This window comes from Shinella sp. HY16, assembly GCF_028534175.1.
GTDB lineage: Bacteria > Pseudomonadota > Alphaproteobacteria > Rhizobiales > Rhizobiaceae > Shinella.
Genome location: NZ_JAHYXL010000008.1, coordinates 41,061 through 58,852, shown reverse-complemented (window position 1 = coordinate 58,852; position 17,792 = coordinate 41,061). Strand labels below are relative to the sequence as shown.

Genomic DNA, 17,792 nt, shown 5'->3' with positions numbered 1-17,792 from the left:
CGATCAGCCCGCCGTGTAGCCGCCGTCGGCATAAAGGATATGCCCGGTGTAGAAATCCGATGCCCTCGAGGCGAGGAACAGGAGCGGCCCCGCCAGATCCTCCGGCTCCCCGAGGCGCCCTTTGGGAACGCGCGTGAGAAAACCGTCGCGCACCGCCTGCGCGTTCTCCGTCTCCTCGAACATCCAGGCCGTCAGCGGACTGCGGAACACGGTGGGCGCGATCGCATTCACGGTGATGCCGGTCGGTCCCAGCTCGCAGCCGAGCGCCTTGGTGATGCCATCCACCGCAGCCTTGCTCGCGCAATAGGCGGTGTAGCCCGCCGGGTGCCCGAGCAGCCCGCGCGCCGAGGAGACGAGCACGATCTTGCCGCCGTCTCCCTGCGCCTTCATCTGGCGGGTCGCCGCGCGCGCCAGTAGCCAGCTTTGCGTGACATTGGCGTCGATCACCGACAGGAAGGCCTCGGGCGCCATGTCCTCGATCTTCGCCACCTTGTTCATGCCGGAGGCGACGACGAGGATGTCGAGCCGGCCGAAATTCTCGACGGCGGCCCGCACCAGCGCGGCGCAGTTGTCTTCGCTGTCGGGCCGGGCGTTCACCTCGACGACCGCCGCGCCGTCCTCGCGGCATTGCTGCGCGATGGCGGCAAGCTCGGCGGCCTTGCCCGCGGCCAGCACCAGCGAGCACCCGGCGCCCGCCAGCACCCGCGCGGCGACCATTCCGAAGGCGCCTGATGCGCCGGTGATCAGCGCGACCTTGCCCTTCACGTCGAACATCGAAAGCGGATCGTGCAGGCTCATTGCGACACCTTCGAAGGATAGGGGACGACGACGACCATCTTGCAGACGTCGTTCGTTCTGTTGACGATCTCGCGCACTTCGCCGGGAGCGATCGTGCAACTGTCCAGCGCTCGCAAAACGGTTTCCTGCCCGCCCACGATCACCGTCATCTGGCCTTCGAGCACGAGGTAGACCTTTTCGAACGGCGTGGAGTCCGGCCCCGCGCCGCCCCCCGGCAGGAACTGCGAATAGCCCAGCCACTGATTGGTCGGCCCACCTTCCTCGAAACCCTGAAGGCGCAGCCCGACCACCCCGCGGTGGTTTGGAGCTTCATAGGGTTTTGCGTCACCGAAATGCTTAACCAGCATCCTTTCCTCCCACTTGCGCGAATGTGTTGCTCCGGATGCTCGGCATTAGGGGGATGCCCGCCCTGCCTCCACGTTTCCATCAATGCGGAAACTCATCAGGTCCTCTCCCACCAATAGGGGGCCGTCATAGGTTTCGCGCGTAGCGGTTACGATCTCTTGTGGAGTCTGCTCCGGCGTTCCTGGCGGGTGCAGCAGAACCAGATGCGCATAGACCGCCAATTGCGGTTTGACCGCAGTGAACACCCCTCCTGCCTCTCGCGGGGTCGTGTGATGAGCAAGAATCCGCTTGATAGCCGGGTTATCCAGCATGTCGTCCGCAGCCATAGCAACCTCGTGAATCACGAGGTCCGCCCCTTCAGCATGTTTGATCAGGTTTGGCTCGTATTTGGTGTCACCTGAAAGAACCACGGTGTTCTCGCCGTAGTCGATGCGATAGCCGACCGAAGGGTGGATCAATTCACCATGATTCACCTTGAAAGCGGTTACCTTCAGTCCGTCCTTCTCGTAGACGACAGGTTCGGTGTTCTCATCGAATTGGGTCACTGCAAACAGCGTGCTTTCTGGTGGTAGCTTTTCATCGGCTTCGCGGATGCCAATGTCGTTGGCAAACGCGGCCCGCAGCCCCTCGGTCAGAGCTTGGAGCCCATTGGGGCCACTGACGGGCAGGGCTCCTCGTCGTCCCCCATGTGGTGGCAACCGCGCGGTCAGCCAAAGATCCGGCAGGCCGTTTACGTGGTCTGAATGGTAGTGGGTGAAGAATATCTGGTCGAGCTTGCCAGGGGAGACACCGATCTGCTGGAGTCTTTGGATAGCGCCACGGCCCACATCGAACAGCAACGCCTGCCCGCCTGCGGTTACGAGGGTCGCTGGTCCAAAACGGTCAATACGCGGGTCGGGCGTGCCGGTGCCCAGTAGCGTCACCGTCAATGCTCCATCCGTGGCCGTCGACGGAATCACCCCTTCGGCAAACGCAGATGATGCGACGACCGAGGCGAGCACTACCGCAATACCGACTTTCCTCCAGCCCATCAGAACTGCTCTCCGCGCTCGATGCGATAGCCGCCGGTCTTGTCGATCATCGCGACGAGACGGATGATGCAGCCGTCGCCGCGGTCCCAGTTCCAGGGGAAGAAGGCGAAGGTGCAGCGCTTGCCGGTGACGGCATCCAGATCGCCGCCGACATTCTCAATGCCGAGGATGCCGTTCTTAAACAGGATCTGGTGGACGGGCTCCCACTCGGGAAAATCCTTTTTCCAGTCACCGCCGTTGGTATGTTCGCGCCATTCCGCTTCCAGGTGCGGAAGCAGAGGGCCGTTGCGCTGCGGGCCGATCGCGGTTGCAAGCGGGTGATCGTTTGCCTGCGTGTCATGGCCTACGACCTTGACGCCCTTTTCAACCATCCATTCGCCGGCGGATTTCACGAAGCCGGGGCAATAGGCGAAGTAGTCGCCGTCCTCGTAATCCTTGTGCCAGCCGGTGTTGATGATCAGCACGTCACCCTTGCGGATCGACTTGCCGCAGGCGGCCTCGAGGTCGTCGCCGGTGATGAACTCCCACTTCTTCTTGGGCATGCCGACGACGATGCCGGTGCCGAAGAAATGCGGCAGCGGCACTTCGTCGATGAAGGGCGTGCCCTGCACCACATGCGCCGGAGCGTCGATATGCGTCGTCGCATGCATCGTCGTGGTGATGCGCTGCGACAGCACGCCCGACTTGGCCATGTAGTGGATGCGTTCGATCTTGGTGTCCTGGAAATAGGGCCAGTTCGGGTTCTGGAAGCCGAAGCGGTGGCTCAGATTGTAGAATTCCAGCCCCATGCTGTTGTCGAGGTTGCCCTCGAATTCGATACCGCGAATTTTGACCATCAGAAATCCTCCTCCGTTCGCCCCGATGCGGCGGCACGAAATTGGGGGATGCCAAGAGTCCCCCTCTACTTCGCCCGCATATCGATACAAGTGAACCGCATTGCGGTCAAGGGGAATCTTGTCAGGCAGTCCGTCTGTATCGTATGGTGGTCCATGTCGATCTGTGATGCTCCTTGGCAAACATGGAACGTCACGGCTTTTGATTTCTCCGGAAGGACTGCGCATGACTGTCGAGGACATCGACGCTGACAAGGCAGGGGCTCGCCAGGGTGTGCAGGTGATCGCCCGCGCTGCCGCGGTTTTGAGAACGCTCAAGGAGGCGCCGGGCGGAATGAGCCTTGGGCAGATCGCCGAGAGGGTGGAGCTTCCGCGCTCCACCGTTCAACGCATCGTCCAGGCACTCCAGGAAGAACGCCTGTTGATCATCTCCGGCACGGCAGGGGGCGTGCGTCTCGGCCCGCAGTTGCATGCCCTCGCAGGAGCCGCCCGATACAACATCGTCGAGCAGCTGCGTCCTCTTCTACAAGAATTGATGGAGGAGACGGGCGAAACGGTCGATTTGTCTGTGCTCCGCGGCGGGCGAATGATCTTCCTGGATCAGGTACAGGGGACACATCGGCTGCGTGCCGTGTCGTCCGTCGGCGAGGTGTTCCCACTCACCTCGACAGCCAATGGTCGCTCGTGCCTAGCACTCTTGTCGGATGCGGAGGCGCGTAAGATGGCCGAGAACGAATGGGAACGCCTCGGTCAAAAACCAAGCTGGCCAAAGCTTCTAAAAGTGCTGAACGTCGCACGTGCAACCGGCTTCGCTGAGGACCTTGACGACCACACCGAAGGTATCAGCGCGCTCGGTTTCGCCTTCTCCGATGTCGTCGGTGACTTGCATTCCGTGTCCGTGCCGATCCCCAGCCCACGCTTCGGACAGCAGAAGGCTACAGTAATGGCAGCGCTGCAACGTCTGCGCGCGGACTTGTTGCGGGTGCTTGGAAGCTGATCTGTAGCCTGCGGAGTTTGGCCGTATTTCCGTTAGCGGTCTGTCGGCACTTAGTGATGGTGCAGTATCGGGTTTCAGAAAATCGAACGATGCAGTGACTCGAAGCGGGCTTTCAGTTTGACTGGAGCCAGGAGGCGGTCGAACTCCACGGACTGTCGTGGTCGTGAAAGTCGCCCAGATGCAGCTAGCCTAAAGCCGGATACCGATCGCGCACACCTATCTCGACAAAACGCAGAGGATGGTCCTCGGTCGCATGACAGGCCTTCACCATTTTCTGGCGGGATCTACCGGCCCGGCATCTACGACAACATGAAAATAGCGGTGTAGGTTGTCGTTGAGCGGCTGGGAGTAATCGGCCCTTTCCGCAGCTCGGATCAGTTACCTCGTCGAGTCGGTGGTCCGCATGGCGGCCGCCCGCATGGGCGCGTGTATTCCGCCATCACCCTGTTTCTATGGCCAGTCAACCTCCTTTATCGACCAAACATTGGCCAATATACTCACAGTAAGGAAAGCAATGAAGAATATTATCTCACACCTCCTTGATACAGGGGCGCGGAAATATCGAATGAGCTGGGCATAACCGTTAAAGGGCTTCTCTTTTCTTCCAGTGCGGCTCATATCCTCCCCCTTGGCTCCGGCGACTGTACCGCGATGTGGTGATTTTCCATTTCTTTCGCCACGATACGGTTATCACGCCATTGAGCTATTGAGAACCCAAAGAAGTCAGAACAGGTCCCCGCAGAGTGCGCGGGCGATGTCACGTTGTCTGCAGCTTAACGGTTGAGGGATAGTTCGGCTGACATGAACTCGTCGACTATCAGCTACAAGAACCACCGCTTTCCACCGCAGATCATCGCCCGTGCGGTCTGGCTGTATTACCGGTTCCCTTTGAGCCTGCGGCTGGTTGAGGAAATGCTGTTGGAGCGCGGCATTGTCGTATCTTACGAAACGATCCGGCGATGGGGCCGCAAATTCGGGGCGGCTTATACCAAGCAGTTGCGCAGAAAGAAGCCGTCGCGAAAGGATATCTGGCATTTGGACGAGGTTGTGATTTCCATCGGTGGCCGAAAACATTGGCTTTGGCGTGCCGTTGACCAGGACGGTTACGTTCTCGACGAGATCGTCCAGGCCCGCCGCGATACCAAAGCTGCCAAACGATTGCTGGTTAGACTGCTGAAGAAACAAGGCCTGACGCCGAAGCGCATCGTCACCGACAAACTACGTTCATACGGAGCGGCAAGACGGGACGTGATGCCCGCTGTCGAACATCGATCGCACAAAGGCCTGAACAATCGTGCGGAGAATTCTCACGTGCCACTACGAAAACGAGAACGGATGATGCAGGGATTTCGATCTGTCGGCGCATTGCAACGTTTTATCTCAGTCTTTTCAGCAGTCCGAAATCTTTTCGTCGCGCCGCACCAGAAACGCTCAGCCCTCGCCACCCACATTCATCGGATCCGCGCAATGGCGCAGTGGAAAGCCGTGACCGGCGCAACTGCTTGAGTTCACAGGCAATCGCCTTGTTCGGACGTTGATGAAACAACGTGACATCGCCCGGCGCGGTCCTGCTCGAAGCCAACGACGAATGGCAGCTCCTGAGCCGATACATGCAGGTCGAGGCAATGGCCGAGCTGAACCCACCGACAATCGAGGAGAAAAACACACTTCAGATTACACCCAGAGCCGCCTGATCATGACGGCCCGGAGCCACACCCGAAATTACGCCATCTTGACGGACGCTATCTGAGCATTTCCAGTAAAATCCGCTCGTAGTCCCCGCGCTGAAGCCGTGACATACCGCAGGGTCGAGTGACAGAAGCAACCGCCTTGCCGGCCTCATCCAAGACCCACAGTCTAAAGCTCGTAGTTCCCCAATCAATGGCGACTAGTGCTGCATTGCTCATCCCTTAACGCCCCACTAGTTCAGGCGACAGATAAGCAGGTAGCGAGATCACGATAGAAGGAACAAAGATGATCAGCAGCATGAGTGCACAAAACGCCGTAAAGAACACAATCGTCCATTTCAGCGATCGCGACAGCGGGATTTCGGCGATCACGCACGCCAACATCAAGCTGATGCCATAAGGTGGAGTGATCTTGCCAATTGCCAAAGACATGATGATGAGGACCCCAAGATGCAGAGGGTCGACGCCGACACCAGGCGCGATCTGCGCGAGTACGGGCACAAATATCAACATCGCCGGCGCGGGATCCATGAAGGTTCCAAGGACCAGGAACAAGACCACCGCGAACATCAGGAATGCTACGGGGCTTCCTGCGTAGACCTGGATGAGCTGCCCGGATGCATCCAAGACGCCGTAAAACGACATCAGCCACCCAAACAGAGTTGCGGTGCCCACGCAGATCATGACAACCGAGGTGAGAAGCGCTGTTTCGATGGCGACGTCAAGAAGCAGGCGAAGATTGACGGCTCGATAAAAGAACAATCCCACCAAAACAACATAGATTGAAGCGATCGCGGCGGATTCGGTGGCGGTCATCACGCCCGAAAGAATACCACCAATTATGACCCCTATGACACTTATTGGAACGAGGCCGCGCGCCAGGATCCGTAGTTTTTCTCCGCGGCCGAAACCGGAAGGCGATCCGAGGTCAATTCCGTGTTTATGAGCGTAATAGCAGCATAGCGCTAGCTGTGATAGTCCAACAAGGATGCCCGGGATATAGCCTGCAATAAACAGCGCGCCGATAGAAACATTGGCCGCTGCGCCGTAAATGACCATCAGGATGCTTGGCGGAATGATGGAGCCGATCGACGATGACGCTGCCGTCAACGCAGCGCTGAAACCGCGATCATAACCCTTCTTGTTCATCGCTGGAATGAGAATTGCACCAATTCCGGCGACATCAGCGGTCGATGACCCCGAAACCCCGCCCATCAGCATTGAGGATACCACGTTGATATGCGCAAGGCCGCCCTTGACACGCCCCACAAGCAAGTCGGAAATTTTGACGATATCTTCTGTGATGCCCACGCGGTTCATCATCAGGGCCGCGAACAAGAAGCCCGGAATCGACAATAGAAGGAAACTGTTGATGCCAGAGAAAAGCTTGAGAGGAACCTGGATGAGATCGAGGCTCGGATCGATAGCAATAACAGCGACCGATGCAAACAGTAGCGAAAAAGCTAGAGGAACACCAAGAGTGAAAAGGACGGTAAAACCCGCCAAAAGAATGATCAGAGCCAGATCGCCGCTCATGGTGTGGCCTCTTCAAAGCGACTTTGCAATTCTTCATCGTCTGCAGCCAGAAGACGATCGAGTGCGAAAAACATGATCAACAGCCCGCCGATCAGAATTGAAACGTAGATGTAGATCATCGGTGTACCGGTCGCCGGAGAAGACTTTTGCAACCCCAGACTTACGAAGCCGATTGAGGCCCATGCGATCAGCAAGCCACCGATGAGATTCGAAACGGCCACGAGAAAGCGATGAAGGCGCCGAGGGCGTCCCCGGAGGAGATTGGCGAGAAGATCGACTTCGAAATGTTGGCGTCGACGGACGGCTATGGCACTGCCAATCATGCACGTCCACAAAAAACAAAAGGGAATGAGGTACTGCGCCCAAGGCCAGGATATGCCGAAGAAGTAGCGGTTGACGACCTCGATACCCAGTATCGAAATCAGGATCAGACATAGGATCCCGACTACAACTTCAAGGACTTTCTCAAGCTTGTCGGATAACTTTTTCAATGGAGCCTCCAGGGAGGTGAACCAGCCATCTCCAGATGGCTGGTCACATACGATCAGTTGGCAGCTGCCGCGATCTTGTCGGCCAGATCGCTGACCCCTGTCTCGTCAGCAAATGCCTTGATGATTGCAGAAGATGCGGCAAGCATCGGCGCCTTGTCAGGTGTGGTGTAGGTCACCCCGAAGTCGGCGGCGAGTTTTGCTTTGTTCTCCTCGTCAAGCTTGCCTTCGAGTTCAACGTCCCAATCTGCGACTTCCCTGGCGGCATCGCGGATCGCAGATTGCTGCTCCTGCGAAAGTTTGGCCAGATTGGCGGCATTGCCGACGAGAGGACGTACAGTGATTGCGTGCTCGGTCAGGGCGATATTCTTGGCAATCTCTGCCCATCTGGCCGTAGTAAATGTCGTGAACTCATTCTCGGCACCATCGACCACCCCGGTCTGCATGGCCGTGTAAACCTCGGGGAAGGCAACGACGGATCCGGTCGCACCCAGCGCATTCCACCAGTCAAGGAGCACTTTGACTTCTGCTGTGCGCATCTTCAGTCCCTTGAGGTCCTCCATAGATCGGATCGCTGTCTTCGTGGTGATCATGTTGCGCTGGGCTCCGCCCAGATAGCCAAGCACCTCGATGCCGGCTGCGGACTTGTATTCCTCTGCCATCCGCGCACCGATCTCGCCGCGTGTTACCTTCATCATGTGTTCTTTGCTTGCGAAGATGTAGGGGACTTCCAGCAGGCCGAAACCCTTGGAATATTCTCCCATTACGCCGGGCGTGCTGATGGTGAAGTCTACCGCACCTGTCTTAACCCCGTCGAGCAGTTCGGGATTGGAGCCAAGACTGCCATTGTCAAACACCTTAACTTCGATTGCTCCGCCAGTCTTTTCTGCGACACGTTTGGCAAACTCGATTGCGGACTGGCTGTGCGGGTGTCCGGACGGTGTTGCTACCCCGAATTTTAGCGAAACGTCTGCGGCAAGCGCCGAGGTCGCCAAGCTAAGCGTTGCCATGCTGGCGAGTAGCCATCTGGATAAAGTTCTTGTGTGCATCTTGTGCCTCCTACCTTCATTAAAGCTGTGTGAGCAGCGCTACACCTTGGCTGCAAAAGCGCGAAGAAATCCGCGGTCTGGCTCAACTCCGAGACCTGGTCCCTTGGGAATCCGTATAAATCCTTCAGCAGTGGAGACCTGTTTTTGGATGTTGAGCGGTTCGACGAGGAGCTCATCGCGGAAACGGTTCTCCGTCGTGTCGAACTCAAGCAGCGGTTCGCGAGGGAACAGGCCGCCCGGCAACGGGGGCATTGCCGCCAGCAATTGCAGGTTGGTCGCAACCGCTATCGCAGATCCCCAGACATGATTGATGACGGGCGTAAAATGTGCGTGGCATAATGCGAGTACGCGTAAGTATTCTGTGATCCCGCCAAGGGCGCACACTTCAGGCTGAGCAATATCAAGCCCGCGACTTTCCAACAGAGCCCGCCAGCCCCAACGGTTGAATTCTGCCTCACCGCCCGAGATATTGACCTTCAATCCGGCGCGAAGCTCGCGGTAGCCATCCAGATCCTCGGGGGCAACCGGTTCTTCGAACCAGAAAGCACCAAGCTCATCCAATGCCCGCCCGACATAGAAGGCATCATGGGTGTTGTAGGCGTGATTGGCGTCTGCCATGAAGTCGAAGTCATCGCCCACACCTTTGCGCACCGCTTCAGCCAGCTTGACGTCATCTTTCGCGCCAAGGCCGATCTTCATCTTGGTTGCAGAAAATCCCATCGCCTTGATCCGCTGAGCTTCATCGGCAAAGCGGGTGACATGCTCGGCGACACTTTCGCGCTTGAGCATCATCCCATAGCCATAAGCCCGGACCTTTTCGCGATGAGCACCGCCGATCAGCTTGTGGATCGGCAGGTTTGCGACCTTGCCGGCAATGTCCCACAGCGCGATGTCGACACCGGACAGGGACTGCAGGGGCATGCCTTTCTGACCGTGATCGCGTAGCAGATTGTAGACCTTATGCCAGATCACATCACGGTCGAGAGGATCCATGCCCGTCACAAGCGGCTGAATCACTGTCTGCACGATCGTTCTGTTGGCAAGAGCGACAGCTCCAGGGCCAAAGCACTCACCCCAGCCGGTAATCCCCTCATCCGTCTCCACCTCGACGATGTGAGCGGTTCGCTTAGAATAGTATTGCTGCGAGTAACCCAGTTCCTCTGGCATGTCGCACTGCAATACGTGGCTCGTGATACGTGTGATCTTCATATTGTTATTCACCCAAGGCTGCGGGAAACGCGTTTGACGACGAGGTAATCATTCAGTGCGAGATGCGAGCAATCGTGCCCAATACCTGACTGCCCAATGCCGCCATGCGGGAGATAAATGTCGTATTTGACGCCATTGATATGGATTTCGCCGTAACGCAGTCCCCGCGCCATTTTTTCGGCAAGAGCCAGGTCGCGGGAAAAGATGTAGGAAGACAAACCACCCTCCTCGCCCTCGTTTGCCCAATCGAGAACGGAGCTTCTATCATCGAATGGGATGAGACTGACGACTGGTCCGAAGATCTCCTCGCGGTAAATCTCCATGTCTTTTGTCACGCCCGACAATACAGTCGGCGCAATGAAATGGCCGGAGGGCAGATGGGAGGGTCGATCGCCACCCGCCAGTAGGTTCGCGCCTCTCCCCACAGCGTCATCGATCAGGCTTTTGACGCGTTTCCAAGCGCGCGCATCGATCAGCGGACCGGTCAACACAGGCAGGTTTCTGTCGAATCCAACGACCGCCCCCTTTGCACGCGCAACTACCTTTTCGGTGAACGCATCGAGGACATCGGCCTCGACGAAAACCCTGTTGGGAGCGACGCAGATCTGGCCGGCATTGTTAAACTTGATCAACGTTACAATATCGGCGGCAAGATCCAGATCGGCATCGTTGAAGACCAGCACTGGGGCATTGCCCCCCAGTTCCATCGAGTAGCGCTTGATCGATGTGGCACCGACCTTCATCAGATGTTTGCCGGTATTGGTCGAACCGATCAGTGTTATGAGGGATGGGACGGGGGACGCGGCGAGCGCATCCGATGGCACATAACCTTCGGTGGTGAGAATGTTGACGACGCCCCTGGGAAGTCCGATTTTTTCGCACAGTGCCCCGACCGCATAGGCGGAAACTGGCGTTGCAGCAGACGGACGAATGATGATTGGACAGCCGGCGGCCATTGCGGGCGCGATCTTGTAAGCCAGGTTCAGAAGCGGAAAATTCCAGGCGAGATAGGCTACGGCGACCCCAACCGGTTCGTAGACGAGTTTGTGTTCATGACTGCCGTCGCGATCGATTATGGTCTCATCATGCTTGCGCGCGATTTCTTCCGCATAAAATTGCAAGGAACGCTCGAGTAGGTCAAAATCTTCCTGTGTACCGCCCCAGGGCTTTCCCATTTCATGATGGACGCACGCCCTGAGGAACTCCTCATGCGCAATGATTTCCTCGCGCAGTTTGTGCATCCAGTCCTGCCGTTGAGCGATCGGCGTTGCTGCCCATCCGGCTGCCGCCGACTTCGCCGCCTTAAGCGCACGGTCAACATCCTGCAAACCCGCTGCAGCCACCGTCGCGACAACTTTATCTGTTGCTGGATTGACAACATCGACTTGGCCTTCTCCGTCTACGAGCATCCCGTCGATGTACATTTTGGTTGGGAATTTCATAGCTTCCTCAATCAAACAGAGTTGCAATGTTGGATTTGATCCGGTCGCCGATGTAGAGGGCAAGGGCCTGAATCGTGGAGGTCGGATTGACAGCGCCGGCAGTCACGAAAATCGAACCGTCGACGACGAACAGGTTCTTTACATCGTGACTGCGGCCCCAGGCGTTAACGACCGACCGCCGGGGATCGTTGCCCATGCGGCACGTGCCCATCTGATGCCAGCCCGCGCGCCACCAGACCTGATCCTCGCCCTTCTGCAGGATACGTTTCGCGCCCGCGGCCAGGAGAACCTCTGTGGCCCGTTCCTGTCCGTGCCTGAGCATCGCGCGCGTGTTTTCGCCCAGCTTGTAAGTGATTTTTGGCGCCGGAATGCCATCGCTGTCGGTGAGATTGGTATCGAGTGTTACGCAATTGTGCTCTTCTGGAAGATCTTCGGTCACAACGGTGAGGCCGGCGAGGTAAGGGTAGACCTCGTCCATGATATGACGGTGCTCGGCGCCCCACGGGATCGGCCGGTCGATACCGTAGCCCCCCAGCGCATAGGTCATAGGTGTAGTGGACCGTCCGGCATGCAGGCCGTAGCCGCGGCTGAAACCGCGAGATGAATCGGTTTCATAGAACTCCTGACTGAGGATCGAGCAGGCCATAGGTCCCTCATGTCCCCTCATCGGCTGATTGAAGACGCCCGCGACTCCGGTCAGCGGGTGAAACATCAGGTTCTTGCCAACGAGGCCCGACCGGTTTGCAAGCCCATCCGGAAAGAGCCTTGATTTCGAGTTTAGAAGCAGTCTCGGCGTCCCTACGCCGTTGCAGGCGAGAATCACCAACTCAGCGTTCTGCCGGTGAACGTTGCCGTCCGCGTCGTGATAAAGAACGCCTGTGGCAAAGCCTGTCTCGTCGTCGACCAGTATCTCTCGTACCCGCGAATTCGTGCGTAGCTCAACGCCGGAATTCTCAAGTATCGGCCAGTAGGTGAAATTTGTTCCCCCCTTGGCACCGGCTGCGCAGCCCAGATCGCATGTCCCTGCGTTGACGCATTTCTGGCGCCCGTCATCATCGCGGCTGAGAATGGCAACGTCCGATGGCCACCAATGCCAGCCCAGTTCATTGAACCCACGCGCCAGCGTCTGACCGAGTATGCCCAGTGGAATTGGCGGATGCGGTGGCGAGTATCCGGGATAGGCAGGGTTTCCTGCAAGCCCGGATACGCCCGTGTTGCGGTCGTTCAGATCGTAGAAGGGAGCAAGTGTGTGATAGTTAATCGGCCAGTCCTCAGCCACGCCATCGAGCGTCCTGGCACGGAAATCCGAGGGTCGCATGCGCGGCCAATGTCCGAGGAAATTGATCGTGGAGCCGCCCACGCCGTTCCAGTTGACAGGTGTGATGCAGCTGTCGGCGGAATTGATCGGATAATCCTGCCGCAGCCGTCGAACATTGGGATCGCAGGAAAACTCACCATAACGAGCGAGTTCGTAGTCTTCGCGCCGCGAAGGAAAGTCCTTGTCCCGCAGGTGGTCACCCTGTTCCAGGCAAAGAATGCGCATGCGGGTTTCGAGAAGGGACCAGGCAATTGCCGCGCCGGAAGCGCCCGCGCCAATGATCAGCACATCGACAGGTTCACTGCTCATTCCTGACCTCCCGTCGGATCGCGAAACACCGGTCCACGGGCAAGCACTGGCGCTGTCAGTTCGGCCATCAGTTCTGGCCGCTCCCGGGCAACGATATAGCCGGCGGGATGAACCGGGTGCGCAGCGACGCCCACCTTTGCCCGCATGTCGGCGCGGCTGTAATAGCCCTTGTAGGTCTCTGCCAGCAGCTGCGCGAACGGGCCAGGAAGCTTCGCTTCAAGGTCTCCGACCAGGGCGGGGTCAATTGCCTCGGCGGATAGACCCGCCAGTCCAAGCAGGGTTGTAATTGATGCATCGAGATCATCGTCGCGCGTACAAACTGATTCCAGGTAGTCGGCGACGCCGATCTCCCCTGCCCCCGGAATGCCCCTGGCCACATTTGCCGGGATGAGCTGATCGATAATGGCACGCAAAACAGGCGCTTGTTCCTGATTCCAAGACATATTCAGCGACCTCCCACATTGTTGCGGGACACGGCATCAATAGCGACGGCAAGAAGCAGGATTGCACCAGATACCATCAGCTTGTCGGCGGCACTTGCCCCTGTCAGATCTAGGCCATTACCCAGAGAGCCGATCACCAGGGCGCCGAGGATTGCGTTCCAGACCGACCCCCGCCCGCCAAAGAGTGAGGTTCCACCGATAACAGCTGCGCCAATTGCCTCCAGCAGAAGGGAACCACCTGCAAAAGCGGTATAGGATACCGAAGCGTATCGTGAGGCACCGAAGATACCGCCAATTGCCGCCATAAGACCGACAATCGCAAAGGCCGAAACCCGGATTCGCTTGACCTTCATACCAACCCGACGTGCGCTCTCCGCGTTTCCGCCGACCGCGAATAGGGATCGGCCGTATGGCGTCGAAGTTGTAACCCACCCCAGCAGGCCGGTGATTGCGACGAGAAGAACCAGCAGCAAGGGTATGGAGCGATAGGCATTGAGCGTGAGAATGGCTGCCAGAACGATCACGCCGAAGGCGGCTATTTGGCCCCAAACTGAATAGGGCGTATCCATTTCGAGGCCAAGAGCCTTCCGTCGCGCGTGTTTGCGCAAGACCGCATAGGCAAAAAGCCCAACAACAGCCAATCCCAGCACCAGCCCCCAAAAGTCCGGGATCAGCACGCTTGCGAAGCTGCGGACAAATGGATCGCTGACATTTAGGTTTCCTGTCGGGAGAATCTTCTGCATCAATCCCTGATAGCCAAGCAGGCCGGCAAGCGTGACCACAAAGGACGGTATGCCGACATAGGCAATCAGCATGCCTTGAGCCGCGCCCATTATGGTGCCGACAATCATCACGATGATGCAGGCGAGCCAGCCCGGAACACCGCCAAGCACAAGCACACCCAAAAGTGCCGCACAAACACCTGCAGTCGCGGCTGCGGAGAGGTCGATCTCGCCGAGCAGCAGCACGATGGTGATACCGACCGCTAGAGTGGCGATGACAGCCGATTGCATGAAGAGATTGTAGATGTTGCGCGGGCTCAAGAAGATTGCGCTAAAAGTTTCGGCTTGGCCACTTAAAGTATCGTATAAAGGAAGTGCGAACCCGAAATAGCTCCAGATAGCAAGAAGGGCCAAGAGAACGGGTACGAACGCTCCGAACTGCGTTTCACGAAGAGCGCGGAATCTGTCTAGCAGGGACATTTTTTTCTCAAGCTGCATGGTCTGCCTTCCCGTCCAGGCCGCGGGTCATGGTGACCACAACCTCATCCGGATTTGTTTCGCAGGTCTTGTAGGTCGCGATGTTCCTGCCATGGCGCAGCACCGTGATCCTGTCCGACACTTCAAAAATGTCGCGCATGTTGTGAGAGATGTAGACGACCGCGTGATTGGTCTCGCGAAGGCGCTTGACCAGTTCGAGGACCTGTCTGGTCTGAGCAACACCAAGCGCAGCGGTCGGTTCATCTAGCATCACCACCGTGCTTTGATGCCCCACCGCCCGGGCGATGGCGATTGCCTGTCGTTGACCGCCTGACAACCCCCCGACCTTAGCGCGAACCGATTGAAGTGTTCGAACTTCCAGCCGGTCGATCGCTCGCTTGGCCTTGACTTCCATTTCCAGTTCATCGAGGGGACGTAGCAGGCGTGGCAGAAACCTCCAACCGGGTTTTACCGGCTCTGCCCCTAGCGAAAGGTTCGCAGCAACATCGAGATTCTCGCATAGAGCCAGATCCTGGTACACGATCTGGATCCCGAGCTCGGCCGCCTGGTTCGGTGACGCAATGTTCACGGTCTGACCACCAAGGAGGAATTGACCCTCATCGACACTCTGCGCTCCGGCGAGTACCTTCATCAGAGTCGACTTGCCAGCACCATTGTCGCCAACCAGTGCCATGACCTCACCGCGGGCAACCTCGAAATCGACGCCGCGCAGAGCGTGCACGCCACCGAAGTGCTTGTGGATACCGCGCACCTCGAGATGCGCTGGCGGGGCCGATTGCCCCGCCTTTTGTCCCTTCCCTGTCATTGAATTGCCGCCTATTTGCAGAAGTCGGTCTTCGCCGCTTCGTCCTGGCAGACCATTTCTTTGGTGACAGACGGATCGTTCTCGACAACGTAAGCCACACCTTCGGCACCGACGGCGGAGTAGCTATCCACCGGCACGAACGCAACATCCGCGCCAACACCGTTTTTTACGACCTCGGTCGCCAGATCGTCATAGGCTTCGCCCTTGAGGAGACGTACCGACACCTTGGCAGCCGCAGCCGCCATTTCATGCAAGGGACGCCAGCCACATTGCGTTTGCTTGCCCAAAAGCATCAGCTGCATTGCCTGAACGGTGCAATCGAGACCGGAAACAGGGACCTTGCCGGCCATGTCCTGCTCCTCCATGGACGCAATGGCCGCACCAGCATTTCCATCGTTGGACGAAACAACCCCCTGCACATTGTTGCCGAGTTGGGTCAGCGCCTGGTCCATCGACCGGCGGGCGATTGCCGGATCCCAACCGGGCGTCCAGTTCTCGTAACCAAGTTTGCGGGCGCCGGAAGTGAAGAGTGGCTCAAGGACCGACATCTGACCGGCAGCGATCACCGCTGCATTCGGGTCGGTTGGCGAGCCTTTCAACATGACCAGCGTGTCGCCGTCCTTGGTGTTATCGACGACGTGCTGAGCTTGCGCTGCGCCGGTTGCATGCATGTCCGCCTGAACCCAGAACTTGGTGTTCTTCGAGTTGATCATGCGGTCATAGGCAATGGTCGGCACATTCTCCTCCGCTGCCTTGTCCGCAATGATGGCCGAGCTTTCACCGTCGATCGGAATGACCACAAGCACCTTTGCGCCCTGCGTCAAGGCCTGTTCGGCCTGGCGCTGTTGGGTCGCAGTGTCGTTATTGGCGTTGAAGACCTCAACCTTCACGTCAGGCGCGATCTCCGACATCGTACGGACAAACGCCGCAGCGTCCTGTTGCTCCCAACGCGGGTTCACGTTTTCAGGCAAGAGTAGCGCGACCGTGTCCGCTGCCATGGCAGCGCCAGAGACCGAAGCCCCCAACATCAGCGCGGTTGCCGCAAGAGTGTTTTTTCCGGTGAATTTGAGCATTGGTTCCTCCCTGTTTGCTCAGAAATGCAGACATAGCTTTCCCATCGCGCTGAACGCGGAATGGTCGATAGATTGTGTGATTTGAAGCTGCTCAGACCGCGGGTCGATCAGCCGCGGAGGGCCTTTAGCCGCTCGTGCCAGACATTCTCATGAACTCTCCATCATCCTCTCGGGCAAAGTTTTCCCTCGCCCATGCCCCGCATGCGCGAAACATTGCCAAATGCATGTGCCTATACTCGAACTTTTGGCCCTACGAGGCTCCCAATCGCTCGTTCAAGCGTTGACGCGCATCAACCAGCAACCTTTTCATCAACATCGCCGCATCCTCCGAGCGGCGAGAGGCAATTGCGTCTGCAACTTCCCTGTGAAACGGCAGCGAGTCCGCATTCTCGCGCGCATCGCTGTTGGTCAACCGGATCGACTGCAGCAGAGCCGAAAAGATCACGCCCTCCATCGCCTGCAGAATCTCATTTCCGGATGCCCGCAGGATAGCGCGATGAAACAGCGCGTCGCACACAACGAAGTCCTGCAACGATCCCTTTTCCTCCTCCATGGCAGCCTGTGCACGTAGGATTTCGTCGACGCTTTCTTCGGAACCCTGCAAGGCAGCCCATCTCGCCGCCTCTGGCTCAAGCACGACGCGCATGTCCATCAACTGGCGCAGGAACTCGGGCCGGACAGGAGACGACAGGTGCCAGGCCAGCACGTCATCATCTAGGAGCCCCCAGGATTGCCTGCCCCTAACCCGCGTACCTATGCCCCTGCGCACCTCCAGGAGATTCTTCCCCACAAGTATCTTGACCGCATCGCGAATGACCGAGCGACTAACCTGATATTTTTCGGCAAGCGAAGTTTCGTCTTCGATCAGGTCGCCAGGACGATAGGCCGAGGACACAATGCGGCGGCCAATCTCCTTTGCAACCTGATCCGCAAGACTGTGCGTAAGGCCGGAAGATTGTTTGAGATCATAAAACAACATTTCGTTCATAGGATGACTTAAAACATATGATGTTTAACGAGTCAAGCATGGGGTTTGGGATGGGTGTTCCCCGATCCGGAGCGAAGTGGAAGATTGTAGCAGGGGAGGCACCGCCTGGAAGGAGGCGATCATCGCGGACATGAGTCCAGAGCCTTGCCTGCTTCGTTGCGCCCTTGGCTGTCAATCGGCTTGGGATGTTGACCTTATGGCGCCCAATCTTCCCCCCCTG

General features: G+C 57.9%; 17 protein-coding genes and 2 pseudogenes. 3 read left to right on the top strand and 16 right to left on the bottom strand.

Features of this window, described 5'->3' with window-relative positions:
- Positions 1-3 precede the first annotated feature (3 nt).
- From K0P03_RS33790 to K0P03_RS33775, 4 genes are read right to left on the bottom strand one after another with little or no spacing between them, the layout of a single operon-like run.
- Positions 4-798: an SDR family NAD(P)-dependent oxidoreductase gene (locus K0P03_RS33790; RefSeq protein ID WP_272792050.1), complete on the bottom strand. Its 795-nt coding sequence runs from the start codon at positions 796-798 to the stop codon at positions 4-6.
- Positions 795-1,145, bottom strand: a complete 351-nt coding sequence (locus K0P03_RS33785; protein WP_272792049.1) for a cupin domain-containing protein — start codon at positions 1,143-1,145, stop codon at positions 795-797. The genes K0P03_RS33790 and K0P03_RS33785 overlap by 4 nt, the downstream gene beginning before the upstream one ends.
- A gap of 45 nt (positions 1,146-1,190) precedes the next feature.
- Positions 1,191-2,174 carry an MBL fold metallo-hydrolase gene (locus K0P03_RS33780; protein ID WP_272792048.1) on the bottom strand — a complete coding sequence of 328 codons (984 nt, stop codon included), beginning with the start codon at positions 2,172-2,174 and terminating at the stop codon, positions 1,191-1,193.
- On the bottom strand, positions 2,174-3,010 hold the full coding sequence (locus K0P03_RS33775; protein ID WP_272792047.1) for a cyclase family protein: 837 nt from the start codon (positions 3,008-3,010) through the stop codon (positions 2,174-2,176). The genes K0P03_RS33780 and K0P03_RS33775 overlap by 1 nt, the downstream gene beginning before the upstream one ends.
- 223 nt (positions 3,011-3,233) lie before the next feature.
- Here K0P03_RS33775 and K0P03_RS33770 point away from each other — a divergent pair, with 223 nt between their 5' ends.
- From K0P03_RS33770 to K0P03_RS33760, 3 genes and pseudogenes are all read left to right on the top strand, one after another.
- Positions 3,234-4,004: an IclR family transcriptional regulator gene (locus K0P03_RS33770; protein WP_272792046.1), complete on the top strand. Its 771-nt coding sequence runs from the start codon at positions 3,234-3,236 to the stop codon at positions 4,002-4,004.
- Positions 4,005-4,758: 754 nt separating this feature from the next.
- A pseudogene (locus tag K0P03_RS33765) lies at positions 4,759-5,510 on the top strand (IS6 family transposase).
- Positions 5,511-5,563: 53 nt separating this feature from the next.
- Positions 5,564-5,698 (top strand): annotated as a pseudogene (locus K0P03_RS33760) (IS256 family transposase); the annotation flags it as partial.
- 48 nt (positions 5,699-5,746) lie between these two features.
- On the opposite strand, the gene K0P03_RS35745 reads toward K0P03_RS33760, so the two are convergent.
- From K0P03_RS35745 to K0P03_RS33705, 12 genes are all read right to left on the bottom strand, one after another.
- Positions 5,747-5,911 (bottom strand): 2-dehydro-3-deoxygalactonokinase, encoded by a 165-nt coding sequence (locus tag K0P03_RS35745; RefSeq protein WP_367182576.1) that lies wholly within the window; start codon positions 5,909-5,911, stop codon positions 5,747-5,749.
- Positions 5,912-5,914: 3 nt separating this feature from the next.
- Positions 5,915-7,228 carry a TRAP transporter large permease gene (locus K0P03_RS33755; RefSeq protein ID WP_272792045.1) on the bottom strand — a complete coding sequence of 438 codons (1,314 nt, stop codon included), beginning with the start codon at positions 7,226-7,228 and terminating at the stop codon, positions 5,915-5,917.
- Complete coding sequence (locus tag K0P03_RS33750; RefSeq protein WP_272792044.1) at positions 7,225-7,719, bottom strand: TRAP transporter small permease; 495 nt, start codon at positions 7,717-7,719, stop codon at positions 7,225-7,227. The genes K0P03_RS33755 and K0P03_RS33750 overlap by 4 nt, the downstream gene beginning before the upstream one ends.
- Positions 7,720-7,772: 53 nt before the next feature.
- Positions 7,773-8,765 carry a TRAP transporter substrate-binding protein gene (locus K0P03_RS33745; RefSeq protein ID WP_272792043.1) on the bottom strand — a complete coding sequence of 331 codons (993 nt, stop codon included), beginning with the start codon at positions 8,763-8,765 and terminating at the stop codon, positions 7,773-7,775.
- 39 nt (positions 8,766-8,804) lie between these two features.
- Positions 8,805-9,974, bottom strand: coding sequence for a mandelate racemase/muconate lactonizing enzyme family protein (locus K0P03_RS33740; RefSeq protein ID WP_272792042.1), 1,170 nt, complete (start codon positions 9,972-9,974; stop codon positions 8,805-8,807).
- 8 nt (positions 9,975-9,982) lie between these two features.
- Positions 9,983-11,416 carry an aldehyde dehydrogenase family protein gene (locus tag K0P03_RS33735; RefSeq protein ID WP_272792041.1) on the bottom strand — a complete coding sequence of 478 codons (1,434 nt, stop codon included), beginning with the start codon at positions 11,414-11,416 and terminating at the stop codon, positions 9,983-9,985.
- A gap of 7 nt (positions 11,417-11,423) precedes the next feature.
- Positions 11,424-13,043 carry a GMC family oxidoreductase gene (locus K0P03_RS33730; RefSeq protein ID WP_272792040.1) on the bottom strand — a complete coding sequence of 540 codons (1,620 nt, stop codon included), beginning with the start codon at positions 13,041-13,043 and terminating at the stop codon, positions 11,424-11,426.
- The gene (locus K0P03_RS33725; protein ID WP_272792039.1) at positions 13,040-13,486 is read right to left on the bottom strand and encodes a hypothetical protein; all 447 of its coding nucleotides are present in this window, start codon (positions 13,484-13,486) and stop codon (positions 13,040-13,042) included. Before K0P03_RS33725 ends, K0P03_RS33730 begins: the two co-directional genes overlap by 4 nt.
- A 2-nt stretch (positions 13,487-13,488) precedes the next feature.
- On the bottom strand, positions 13,489-14,706 hold the full coding sequence (locus tag K0P03_RS33720) for a sugar ABC transporter permease (RefSeq protein ID WP_272792038.1): 1,218 nt from the start codon (positions 14,704-14,706) through the stop codon (positions 13,489-13,491).
- Positions 14,696-15,511, bottom strand: a complete 816-nt coding sequence (locus K0P03_RS33715) for an ATP-binding cassette domain-containing protein (RefSeq protein ID WP_272792037.1) — start codon at positions 15,509-15,511, stop codon at positions 14,696-14,698. The genes K0P03_RS33720 and K0P03_RS33715 overlap by 11 nt, the downstream gene beginning before the upstream one ends.
- An 11-nt stretch (positions 15,512-15,522) precedes the next feature.
- A complete protein-coding gene (locus K0P03_RS33710) occupies positions 15,523-16,584 on the bottom strand; it encodes an ABC transporter substrate-binding protein (RefSeq protein WP_272792036.1) in 1,062 nt (353 codons plus the stop codon).
- Positions 16,585-16,834: 250 nt separating this feature from the next.
- Positions 16,835-17,572 carry a FadR/GntR family transcriptional regulator gene (locus K0P03_RS33705; protein WP_272792035.1) on the bottom strand — a complete coding sequence of 246 codons (738 nt, stop codon included), beginning with the start codon at positions 17,570-17,572 and terminating at the stop codon, positions 16,835-16,837.
- Between the last annotated feature and the right edge of the window lie 220 nt (positions 17,573-17,792).

Bases quoted from the DNA above. Each gene is read 5' to 3' on its own strand.
- K0P03_RS33790 (WP_272792050.1), bottom strand. From the start codon at position 798: ATGAGCCTGCACGATCCGCTTTCGATGTTCGACGTGAAGGGCAAGGTC.
- K0P03_RS33785 (WP_272792049.1), bottom strand. From the start codon at position 1,145: ATGCTGGTTAAGCATTTCGGTGACGCAAAACCCTATGAAGCTCCAAAC.
- K0P03_RS33780 (WP_272792048.1), bottom strand. From the start codon at position 2,174: ATGGGCTGGAGGAAAGTCGGTATTGCGGTAGTGCTCGCCTCGGTCGTC.
- K0P03_RS33775 (WP_272792047.1), bottom strand. From the start codon at position 3,010: ATGGTCAAAATTCGCGGTATCGAATTCGAGGGCAACCTCGACAACAGC.
- K0P03_RS33770 (WP_272792046.1), top strand. From the start codon at position 3,234: ATGACTGTCGAGGACATCGACGCTGACAAGGCAGGGGCTCGCCAGGGT.
- K0P03_RS35745 (WP_367182576.1), bottom strand. From the start codon at position 5,911: ATGAGCAATGCAGCACTAGTCGCCATTGATTGGGGAACTACGAGCTTT.
- K0P03_RS33755 (WP_272792045.1), bottom strand. From the start codon at position 7,228: ATGAGCGGCGATCTGGCTCTGATCATTCTTTTGGCGGGTTTTACCGTC.
- K0P03_RS33745 (WP_272792043.1), bottom strand. From the start codon at position 8,765: ATGCACACAAGAACTTTATCCAGATGGCTACTCGCCAGCATGGCAACG.
- K0P03_RS33740 (WP_272792042.1), bottom strand. From the start codon at position 9,974: ATGAAGATCACACGTATCACGAGCCACGTATTGCAGTGCGACATGCCA.
- K0P03_RS33735 (WP_272792041.1), bottom strand. From the start codon at position 11,416: ATGAAATTCCCAACCAAAATGTACATCGACGGGATGCTCGTAGACGGA.
- K0P03_RS33730 (WP_272792040.1), bottom strand. From the start codon at position 13,043: ATGAGCAGTGAACCTGTCGATGTGCTGATCATTGGCGCGGGCGCTTCC.
- K0P03_RS33725 (WP_272792039.1), bottom strand. From the start codon at position 13,486: ATGTCTTGGAATCAGGAACAAGCGCCTGTTTTGCGTGCCATTATCGAT.
- K0P03_RS33720 (WP_272792038.1), bottom strand. From the start codon at position 14,706: ATGCAGCTTGAGAAAAAAATGTCCCTGCTAGACAGATTCCGCGCTCTT.
- K0P03_RS33715 (WP_272792037.1), bottom strand. From the start codon at position 15,511: ATGACAGGGAAGGGACAAAAGGCGGGGCAATCGGCCCCGCCAGCGCAT.
- K0P03_RS33710 (WP_272792036.1), bottom strand. From the start codon at position 16,584: ATGCTCAAATTCACCGGAAAAAACACTCTTGCGGCAACCGCGCTGATG.
- K0P03_RS33705 (WP_272792035.1), bottom strand. From the start codon at position 17,572: ATGAACGAAATGTTGTTTTATGATCTCAAACAATCTTCCGGCCTTACG.